At 39.9% G+C, this 10,778-nt stretch carries 7 protein-coding genes; 6 read left to right on the top strand and 1 reads right to left on the bottom strand.

What is annotated here, in order from left to right:
* Positions 1-114 precede the first annotated feature (114 nt).
* From B3B27_RS08855 to B3B27_RS08830, 6 genes are all read left to right on the top strand, one after another.
* Positions 115-2,097 carry a RagB/SusD family nutrient uptake outer membrane protein gene (locus B3B27_RS08855; RefSeq protein ID WP_286847294.1) on the top strand — a complete coding sequence of 661 codons (1,983 nt, stop codon included), beginning with the start codon at positions 115-117 and terminating at the stop codon, positions 2,095-2,097.
* Between the two features lie 27 nt (positions 2,098-2,124).
* Positions 2,125-3,057, top strand: coding sequence for a BT_3987 domain-containing protein (locus B3B27_RS08850; protein WP_286847292.1), 933 nt, complete (start codon positions 2,125-2,127; stop codon positions 3,055-3,057).
* 31 nt (positions 3,058-3,088) lie between these two features.
* Positions 3,089-4,414 carry an Ig-like domain-containing protein gene (locus B3B27_RS08845; protein ID WP_286847290.1) on the top strand — a complete coding sequence of 442 codons (1,326 nt, stop codon included), beginning with the start codon at positions 3,089-3,091 and terminating at the stop codon, positions 4,412-4,414.
* Between the two features lie 484 nt (positions 4,415-4,898).
* Positions 4,899-5,300 (top strand): hypothetical protein, encoded by a 402-nt coding sequence (locus B3B27_RS08840; RefSeq protein WP_286847288.1) that lies wholly within the window; start codon positions 4,899-4,901, stop codon positions 5,298-5,300.
* A gap of 471 nt (positions 5,301-5,771) precedes the next feature.
* A complete protein-coding gene (locus B3B27_RS08835) occupies positions 5,772-7,118 on the top strand; it encodes a Gfo/Idh/MocA family protein (protein WP_286847286.1) in 1,347 nt (448 codons plus the stop codon).
* A gap of 148 nt (positions 7,119-7,266) precedes the next feature.
* On the top strand, positions 7,267-7,950 hold the full coding sequence (locus tag B3B27_RS08830; RefSeq protein ID WP_238867184.1) for a 3-keto-disaccharide hydrolase: 684 nt from the start codon (positions 7,267-7,269) through the stop codon (positions 7,948-7,950).
* Positions 7,951-7,976: 26 nt separating this feature from the next.
* On the opposite strand, the gene B3B27_RS08825 is transcribed toward B3B27_RS08830, so the two are convergent.
* The gene (locus B3B27_RS08825) at positions 7,977-10,634 is read right to left on the bottom strand and encodes a Plug domain-containing protein (RefSeq protein ID WP_238867183.1); all 2,658 of its coding nucleotides are present in this window, start codon (positions 10,632-10,634) and stop codon (positions 7,977-7,979) included.
* Positions 10,635-10,778 lie beyond the last annotated feature (144 nt).

Here is a 10,778-nt window from a genome sequence, read left to right as displayed (position 1 = left end):
AAAATTAATATTATTTTTTAATGATTCTTGTTGTCTAGGATTCGGGGGTAATTATAATCCGATACCAGCGAGATACACGCTACAACTTTACCTTAACTTTTAAAATAAAAAAGAATGAAAAATATATTCAAGCATACAATAATTTGCGCCTTCACGATCATCATAACTATGTCATCTTGCAACTATCTTGATATTGCCGATAATTTTGAAGAAGCATTTAAATATGATTCAATTTTTGTAAATAAAACGAATCTGGAACGTTATACGTGGAATATTGCCTCTATGTTTCCTGATGAAGGGTACAAATTTGACAAACTTGGTTCGTATGCGTGCGATGAAGCATTTTCGATAATGGTTTCCGACTATACCTCATTAGATTTTGTACAGGGAAACATAACTCCTACCAATCTCAGGTCGTTTAATATTTGGAACAGTATGTATATCATTGTTCGCAAAGTCAATACGATACTTAAAAATATAGACAAGGCACGCGACCTGAACGGACAGGAAAAGGATGAACTTATGGGCTATCTCTATTTTATGCGCGCCTATGCCTATTACCGATTGATCATGTATTATGGTCCCATTGTGATATTAGGCGATGACGTATTGGAAACAAATGAAACGGCAGATTATTATGACCGTCCGAGAGCAACTTTCGATGAATCGGTGGATTATGTTTGCGGTGAATTGGAACGATCAGCAGACCTCATGCCGGTAGAAATTACACCCAGTTTTTTTGGACGTCCTTCTGCCGGGTCTGCACTGGGACTGAGTGCCCGTCTGCGGTTAATTCAGGCAAGTCCGCTCTGGAATGGAGGATTGGCTGCTCGCAGAACGTACGGAACGTGGAAAAGATCAATTGATAATGTAAATTATGTCTCACAAACATACGACGAACGTAAATGGGCTCAGGCTGCTGCAGTTAGCAAGCGTATTATAGATATGAATATCTATGCTTTACATACCGTTAAAAAAATGCCGGATACTGCTCCCCTGCCAGATAATGTATCGCAGCATAGTTTTCCGTTGGGTGCAGGAGATATTGACCCGTTCCGGTCATATGCGGATATGTTTACAGGAGAATCGCCGTTTGCGCGTAATCCTGAGTACCTGTGGGCGCAGAGATCATCCGGCTTAGAAAATTATTCGAGACACGCTTTTCCCTATGAAACATATAATGGATTTGGCACTGTAGCAGTACCTCAAAAAGTAATTGATGCCTATTTGATGGCAGACGGACGAACTATCGAAAATTCAAGCGAAAGATATCCTTACTCCACCGATGGTATATGGAATAATGGAACCGATCTGAATTTTTCAGGCTATAAGTTAAAAGGGAATGTCCATAAAATGTATGTAAACCGCGAATTGAGGTTCTATGCCAGCATCGGATTCAGCGGAGCATTTTGGCCAATGCTTTCTACTTCAAACTTAAGCAAAAGAAATGTCCAATTTTGGTATAACCTGAATGGTAATGCCGGCAAAAATTCTACCCGAAATCTACCATACAACGTGAATACAACAGGGTATTCGTTGAAAAAATTTGTGCATCCTGAAGATTCATGGGGAGCTCCAGGACAAGGAACAGGTTACGAAAATTCCCGTCGGTTAGAGAAGGCATATCCCATAATCCGGTATGCGGAGATCTTACTCGCTTATGTGGAAGCTTTAAATAATCTGACAACTACTCATACCATCCAAAATTATCAACTATCAAGGAATATAGAAGAAATGCGTTATTATTTCAATATGGTTCGCTTTAGGGCTGGATTACCCGGACTTACGGATGCTGAACTTGCTTCTAAAGAAACCATGCAAGCTTTGATAGAACGCGAACGGATGGTGGAATTACTTCACGAAAATGCTCGTTTTTGGGACGTGCGGCGCTGGGGTAAATACGAAATTACGGAAAGAGAACCCATTCAAGGTATGGACATGGATGCTGATGGCTTAGCATTTTATAATATTGTCCCTGTTAATCAGACAGTAGCTAGAAACAGAGTGGTGGATAAAAAGTTGATTCTCGTTCCCATTGAATTGAACGAGGTAAGAAAATCCCCTTCGATGGATCAGAATCCGGGATATCAACGTTAATGAGAATTGAAAAAAAATTTTAGTCATATGAAAATATCATTATCCATATTTATTACCTGCATCATGGCACTTAGTATAGCCGGTTGCAACACTGACATCATCTATCAGGAAGAACAATATAAGACGTTGGTTTATTTGTTAAGTGGGTCGGAAAATGTTTATGCCGCATCCTATTCACTCAATAAAGAAGAACCTGTCAGGTATATTACCATAGGAACCGGAGGTTCAAACACCAATGAAAAGGATATCACGGTAACCCTCGAACCCAACCCGGCGATGTTAGATAAGTTTAACAGTCTGAACTACAATTATCAGAGCGAGTATGCCAAATTATTACCCGCAGAAAGATACACAATTGATTCATATTCGGTAACACTACCTGCGAATTCGGATTATCATTATGTAAGAATGCCGGTGAAAGTCCGCGCGTTAGGTTTGTCCCCGGATTCAATTTATTTCATTCCTCTGAAAATAAAAAGTGTTTCAAACTATGATGTGAATCCGGAGAAAAGTGATGTCCTATTCCGTGTAGCCATTGAAAATGATTATGCCGAACAATTAGTGCCCACTTATTATGCAAAAAGTGGAACCATGACCAATCCTACCACTGTACTGAGTGGTACAAAGTTAGTGCAACCTCTTGAAAAGGATAAGGTTAGGATGTTTATTGGAAACGAAACCTATGGAAGTAGTACTTCCGTTGCCGACATTGAGAGACTATCGGTTGTGGTACAGATAAAGGAAGACAATACACTTTTGGTTACTCCTTATGGGTCTATGGAAGTTGAAATGCTTGATAAAGTAAATGGTTACAATAGATATGTCCCTGATCTTTTACAAGGCACAAGTAAGCAGAAAGTTTTCTATTTGAACTACCGTTTTCGACTTAAGAATAGCAATGGAAGCTATACAGGATGGAGAGAAGTGGAAGAAAGGTTGATCCGAATAGAAGATAAATGACAAATTAAAAACTGATAAAAGCTTAAAAAATATGAATAGAATTTTATATCTGGCAGCATTCATTTTTGCCGGTTTGTTGATGCTTTCAGCTTGTAGCTATGGTCCGGAAAGAGATGTAGAATATACTATTTACACCACCAATTCTACAATAGAACTGATAGAAGGCGAGGAGTTTCAAATTACTGCAAGTCCCACAAATCAGACTTTTACATGGGAAACTACCGACGCTTTAGTGGCTACGGTTAGTTCAACAGGATTGGTACGTGCGATCAGTGATGGTGCATGCTTTATTAATATAACAAGTAGTGAAGGTCTAAAAAAATCGATACCTGTAGATGTGATAAAAAGTTTGCCGATTGAAGGGATTTCAGTGTCCAATAAAGCGAATCTTACAATTGTAGACGCTCTCCCAATACTAATGGGAAAAACAATAGTATTGGCAGCAAGTCCTATACCATCGAATTACAATGAGAAAATTCCTTTCAACATCATTTGGGAATCTTCAGATAAAAACATTGTGACAGTTGATGAGAATGGAATAGTAACACCCGTTTATTACGGAAATGCGGAAATCACAGTCACTGTTGCGGATAAACCATCTGTAAAGAAGGTTATTCCCGTTGAAGTTTTGGAGAATCCTATAACTGCCATTCAAGTGGAGGGTGGTCTGGTTTTGACGCTGAATAAAAAAGAAAGTGTAATTCCCATTATAGTGCCGTCAGACTACGCAGTTAGAGATTCTTCTCTCGTTTGGAAATCTTCCGATGAATCCATTGTGAAAGTGAAAGATGGCGAAATTGATCCGGTTGGTATTGGTTCAGCTATAGTTACTGTTTCACTTAATAGTAACCCTTCTATAAATGCAGAAATACCAATAATTGTTGGATTAAATCCCCACTTTCTCGACCGCACAAATTGGAAAATTATTGATTGGAATTCATGTATCAGTGAGGAACCCCAGTATGTAGGTCTTAATCGTATTCCAGAAAAAATGCTCGATGGGAATACAACCACTTTCTGGGGATCGAAATGGGATGATCCCAAACCGCTTCCTTATTATTTTATCTTCGACATGAAGAGTGCGTATAAGATATACAAAATTAGTTTTACTAAGCCCACCAACGACGCTTGGAGAGGAAACATTAAAAATGGCTATTTTGAGATCAGTAATGATAATGTCACTTGGACGAAGTTGTCCGATTGGAGTGTTAGCAGCAATACGCCACGTACACACACTTTCACCCAGAATGGATCTTCGGCACGATACATCAAATTTGTAATTAGTGACTTTTTTGTTCCTACTAAAAACGGGGCACAATGTGATATAGCCGAATTTAATGTGTTTGGGGAAGAATAGATTGAAAAGGCATGGAAATGGAAGTGTTTGGAAAGGGATCTCTTTTCCAAACATCTTCCTTTCATAAAAACTAACTTCAGTTAACGAAGAAACTGTTTAAATCGGTATAGGCGCATAGAGCGCACTAATTAAAAAGCAGTGCTACCTTTGTGGCATGGAGAAACGAGAAAAGTTTATTGGAGTAAATTCTATTAGGTTTTATAAGCAGTTTGATGTCGGCCAGAGTTGTTATGGCTACTTGACATCAGTGAAGTGGTAAAATGGCTATTTCTGCAAAAAAAGAGGACATACCAATTATTGTTCCGGCAGAGAGCCTTACTCGAGCCGCTTCATGTAGAACACCTGCCCGCCGTCTTCTATGTGCTGGAGCTTCATGGTTGTTTTATTCCTATTAATAACTGATGTTTCTCAGTTAAAAATAAAGTTGATGATTATAGGATTAGAGATAAAATAGCAGTATATTTTAGCTAATATATCATAGGGAATGATTATCATAGCGATGGAGACAAACCATTTAAATATGTTGCAGGACAAAGATATTAAAAAGATTCAAGAGTTGAAAGCGGACTTTACCCCTACCAGGGTTTTCGTGGAAGATATTTTCAGCCGTTTCAAGGCGTTGAAGATAAGCGAAGACCTTTCCCGGTTCAAATGGTTAAAGACTCGGGGATATGACTTTAAAATGGTCCTGGCCATATTGGCCTCCATGGTGGCCAGTTCAGACAAGACGGTCAATTCCTATCTGAACAGCCCCACAGGTGAAGGCACCTCCAAGGGCAAGGACTTGTTCTATAGCCTAAAGAACAATCCCTTTATATGCTGGCGGATGCTTATGTGGCATTTCGTGCATCGTTTTCTGAAGGTGACTTCGAAAGACAGGATGTAGATGATACCTCATCCCGTTACCTGATCCTCGATGACACCACCTTGTCGAAAACAGGCAAGTGTATAAAGGACCCCTACACCGCTAATTGTTGACACTGCGTTTCCGGTATGATAACTACGAGTTGAAAGGGGCACTTTATCGGTCAATGAACGCAGAGGTACTCGGAGAGACGCTTGACAAGCCTTTGTTGTGGGCTGTTTATCGAGTTGGCCTGCTCTGTATGTGAAGTGTTGGAATTGGATACCGATGACCTATTTGAAAAGATACTTGCCAACACCAAAGCAGAAGCCATGATCTTGGCACTGTGATCTTCGGTTATGGCCAAGGACGATTGAGAAATTTTAAAATATAAAATCATCTATCACAGAGATATAGAGAATAATTCATTTTCCTTCTATTTCCCTGTCAATTGTTTGAGGGAAGTTCGAAACATGAGTAAATTTTAATCATTAATGACTTGATAAAACAAATATGCAAAACAGACGTGAATTTTTAAGGAAAATGGCTATAAGCACTGTAGCTATTAATTCAGCTTCCTCATTGCTCTCGGCAGCAGGGGGTAAATTAGCCAAAGAGGTGAATAGGTCGGTATCACCCAACTCTTTTATCAATATTGCTCTGATAGGAAAGGGTGGTATGGGAACCTCTGATACGAGGACTGCTTTATCTGTCGGCGGCGTGAAATTGGTCGCTGTTTGTGATTTATACGATCAACGTTTGGAAGAGGCTAAGAGACAATGGGGTAATGATCTGTTTATTACAAAGGATTACCGTGAGATATTGGCTTTGAAACATTTGGATGCAGTGATCATTGCCACACCGGATCACTGGCACCAGCCGATTGCAATTGAGGCTATGAATGCCGGTAAACATGTGTATTGTGAAAAACCGGTCATCCATAAATTGGGTGAGGGGAAAAAACTGGTAGCAGCTCAGCAGAAAAATAAAACATATTTTCAGATAGGAAGTCAGGGAATGGCTTCTGTGGGCAATAAGACAGCTAAAATTCTGATTAAGAAAGGCATTGTTGGTAAAGTGAATCTTATCGACGGTCAGTTTACCGGTGGTCCCCGTGTACTTAATTCATTTAATGCTCCAGAAAGTGCCAACCCACAAACAATTTGGTGGGAAAGATTCCTTGGAAATGCACCCAAAAGGTCTTTCGATGCCCAGCGATTTTTTGCATGGCGCAACTGGAAAGACTATGGTACAACAATTGCGGGAGATTTGTTTGTACATGTTATCTCAAGTGTTCATTACATCATGGATGCGTTAGGGCCCGAAAAAATATATACTACCGGAGGTATTCATCACTATACCGATGGATCACGTGATACACCGGATATAATGCTCGGTTATTTCGATTATCCCGACAGGAACAACATGGGAGCATTCACGCTTTCATTGGGAGCTAATTATGTGGATGGTATTTCCAATAAATGGGGGAGTACCAACTTCCGTATAAATGGTTCACTTGGCTCACTTGAGGTAGGCTGGAATGAGGTGAGACTCAAAACTACCTACGATATTGATGAAAAAAAAGCAGACATTCGGGAAGAGGTTGGAGGATATCTCCAAAAAGTTCAGAAAATATCGTCGCGAGAGTACTTATATCAGGCAGAAGAGGAATACAGAGGAGGACATTACCACCACTTCCTGAACTTCTTTGACGGGATAAAAAATAATCAACAGCTGACCGCTGATGTACTTTTCGGTGTACGATCCAGCGCACCAGCTCTGTTAAGTTACGAGAGTTGTCAGCGCAATCAGGCCCTTTACTGGAATGCAGGGGAACTAACATTAAAAAAACAATCTTGAACCCACCTGACAAAAACAGTTGTTTATGAAACTGCTTTTTGTATATCAGCCTGTTAAGTATACAAACCGCTGATTCCAGATAATTTTAAAGGGAACTTATTCTTAAATATAATAAAAGGAACAAAATTTAATAAAACTAAATCATAGTATGAAACAATATTTATTGATAGCTTTGCTTGTGATTACTACAGGCTGTTCGTCCATAAATTTGAGAGGAAACAGAGATCGTTTCAGTTTGTCTGCAGAAGAGAAGAAAGCCGGATATGAAATACTTTTCGATGGAAAAGATATGTTACGCTGGACAAGTAATACCGATGAATATAAACTTGAGGATGGATGTATAGTAATGCAACCAGCTGATGGGCATGGTAATTTATACACTAAAAAAGAATATGATAACTTTATTCTACGATTTGAATTTTTACTCACTCCGGAAGCTAACAGCGGGCTTGGCCTGAGACATAAGATGATAACTACTAAAAGCGGCTATGACGGTATGGAATTGCAGATTCTTGACAATTCGGCTCCAATATATGCAAACTTAAAACCGTATCAGTATCATGGCTCTCTCTACGGATGGGTTCCGGCCAAAAGGGGATACTTGAAACCTGCTGGAGAATGGAATTACCAGGAAGTAATTGCAGAAGGAAGTAAAATAAAAATTATATTAAACGGGACTACCATTCTGGATACTGATATTCAGGAGGCCGTCAAGGATGTGCCAGAGAATAAAATACCTAAATCTTTGTTGTATAAGAAAGGACATATTGCATTTCTGGGGCACAACTCCGTGGTTAAATTCAGAAATATCAGGATCAAAGAACTTGACTAAAGAGCTGTTTATAGATTTTCAAAAAATTATCGGCTATTGCTGCCTTCTACTGTTATTTCCTTTGTGAAACGAATCAGCTTCCCGTTGTTGTTTACACCCTCGGCTGTCAGCAGATATACTGCCGGATAATCGGCAGTATAAAAATTGATAACAGCTTCGCCCTTTTCAGAGAACAGTACATTTGGCTTCCAATAGATTGTGGTACGGAGATCTGGTAACGATGATTCTATTTGCTCCGGTGTTTCGTATTTGGGAGAGTAGAATTCGGCTGCCTGCTGATAACCAAGAGGAACAATCTCATCAATGCTAGGAGGCCTGTGTGTATCGGTTTTGTAGTTGCCTGACTTAGTGGTGATAACTATTGCGCCACTTGTGTTAGGGTAATAACCGGGCATTGTGGTATTATCTCTCAATACAAATATGCTTTCGATAGAATTGACTTCAATGTTGTCAAGATAACTGGAGAAATCTTCATAATTAACATTGTCGATAACAAAAAGCACAGGTAAGTCTGAACGTGTAGTGGTCACTTCATCCCCTCTGATTATAATTCCAGGTTGATGGTATAGCAACGACCGCAAATCTGATACTACCATCTTCTCAATGTCTTTGGCTGTTTTTAACCCTACTGCACTGATGGGAGAATAAAAAGTTGATTCCTTATACTTTTCCAGACTTTGTGCCGTAATAGTCACTTCATCCAGCAAAATTGTCCGGATGCCATTTTTCTGTGTATAGTCTTCATCAGCTATTTTTAGATAGGAGTCTTGCGTGGAGGAGAACTGGTTTATAGCTTCCGATCTATTGGTAATTCCGGCACCCTGAAGAGGAGGAAATACTTCCTGATCGATGTTGATAACATTTAGTTTTCCACCTTTTTTACTTCTCGATTGAACAAGGATTGTGGTTCCCTCCGGATATTCAACGTTGAAAGTAAACCGCCCTTTCTCGTCAGCCTGTGTGGTAATAGTGCTGACCAAAGTGTCGAGCTTGGCAAGCAGGCTGATTTGCCCTTCCTTTAGCGATCTAAAAAGTCCAGAGGCCTTGCCGGTTACTCTTTGTGACAGTTCGGGAGTAAATGCATCTGGCGTTCGTATTTTTCCCTGTAAAACTCCAGGAATATCGTATCTGTTCCACCCTTGTGTCAGCATCAGGGCATCGAGAGCATATTTGTTGACTTTTCCGTCTGCAAAATAAGAAACGGGTGATTCTATATGTCCTTTTAATTCCGACGACAAGAGCATTGTACTTATAAGGTTTATCGTGCTGTCGCGTACAACGTTCTCTTTATCTGTTACTGAAACGGCAATATTTCCGGTAGAGGGAGTAAGATCCGGGTCGTTCATCTTCAGTCTAATAGAAATGTGTTCTCTTCGTTTGTAGGTGGATTCGGGAGTAGTGGCCTGCATGAGGGCAAACTCATTTTCATTCAGGTTAAAAAGAAGACGTTCGCTCAGCACCTCCTGTCTTGAGTTCAGCAACAGGATATGTATTATTCCTGATGGTAGTTCTCCGGCAGCAATATTATACATTTCAACCTCAGGATTCCACATTCTGTGAAGCAAAACTTGCCCTTTGTAGTGTATTAGCAGTGATAGAGAGTCCTGCTGTGATTCAATGCCTTTAAGGCAAGAAATTTTGATCCAGTCACCTGCAGTACGTGCCGAAATAATGCTTGCTTCCGTTTTAGAAGAAGGCAGGTCGAAACGTTTTGCAGTCCCTGATTGATTATGGCAGATAACATAATACGACTCATTCCCGGATGGTACAAAATGGAATAAGCCCATTCCCTGATGTATACTTTCGAATGAGAGGATCTCATTACTCGACGAATCATATAATGTTCCTGAAACGGGTGTGCTCAATCCATCCGCATTCAGTGCTTTGAAAGCGACCTGTGAAGAAACCCCGGGAATAAGATATCCACCTTCGGGGAAAAACATCACATCATATTCGGCGGGATCGGAAGGAATAGTATAGTACCGGTTGTATTTACGGCCCTTGTGAATTAGGCTCAGAAGCATGGTTCTGTTCTTTTCCTTTTCCGATAACCTTGCATCAAGGCGATAAAATCCGTTCTCCTTTGGCCGAAGAGTTTTCAAGGCTCCGTACCCGATTTTGCAGGTAACAACCTCAGGTTGTATGGTATCGCTGTTTTGACGGTCAATGAAATGAAGAGAGATGCGAATGTCGTTTTTCTCGACATCAAATGTCAACAGAGGTTCTATTTGCAATGAAAACGGATCGAGTACCTGTATAAATTTTCTGAAGAAAAAGTCCTCGTCCATGTTCCGCATAAATTGAGTGTAGGCTCGCAGTGTGTAAGCTCCCTGTACAAGATCATCTTCCAGGTCGATATATCCGGAATAAGCTCCGGTACTGTCGGGACGTATCTTTACTCGCTTTACCAGATCGTCAAGAGGATTGATCAATTCAACATAAATATAACGGCTAATAAAAACAGGACGATGAGTGAGCGCATCCACCATATGTGCACGGAACCAGATACGTTCACCAGAGAGGTATCCCGATTTGTCAGTCTGCACATACAGTTTCTCCTGTGGAAAAGCAATCAATTGTTGGCGGAGAAGTAATTCGACAGAATCTGACACTATTGCCGGCTCTTGTGCACTGATAGAATGTACAAGCATTATAAGAATTAAAAAAAGGCCGGTTTTCTTCATATCATGGTAATATTTAAAATGTAATTGACCATAGATGTATTTAAAATAATTGCCAAATTTAATGAAACATTTTATAATGACAGTAAGAAATTACCTTTCGGTACTTTATTTATTATAGAAAAAATATTAATTATATAACCCGGA

The organism is Proteiniphilum sp. UBA5463, assembly GCF_002427225.1.
Classification (GTDB): domain Bacteria; phylum Bacteroidota; class Bacteroidia; order Bacteroidales; family Dysgonomonadaceae; genus Proteiniphilum; species Proteiniphilum propionicum.
The sequence above is the reverse complement of the archived record's forward strand: the minus strand, read 5'-3'. Positions and strand labels throughout refer to the sequence as shown.

Coding starts and splice junctions, on each gene's coding strand:
- B3B27_RS08855 (WP_286847294.1), top strand. CDS start 115: ATGAAAAATATATTCAAGCATACAATAATTTGCGCCTTCACGATCATC.
- B3B27_RS08835 (WP_286847286.1), top strand. CDS start 5,772: ATGCAAAACAGACGTGAATTTTTAAGGAAAATGGCTATAAGCACTGTA.
- B3B27_RS08825 (WP_238867183.1), bottom strand. CDS start 10,634: ATGAAGAAAACCGGCCTTTTTTTAATTCTTATAATGCTTGTACATTCT.
- B3B27_RS08850 (WP_286847292.1), top strand. CDS start 2,125: ATGAAAATATCATTATCCATATTTATTACCTGCATCATGGCACTTAGT.
- B3B27_RS08840 (WP_286847288.1), top strand. CDS start 4,899: ATGATTATCATAGCGATGGAGACAAACCATTTAAATATGTTGCAGGAC.
- B3B27_RS08830 (WP_238867184.1), top strand. CDS start 7,267: ATGAAACAATATTTATTGATAGCTTTGCTTGTGATTACTACAGGCTGT.
- B3B27_RS08845 (WP_286847290.1), top strand. CDS start 3,089: ATGAATAGAATTTTATATCTGGCAGCATTCATTTTTGCCGGTTTGTTG.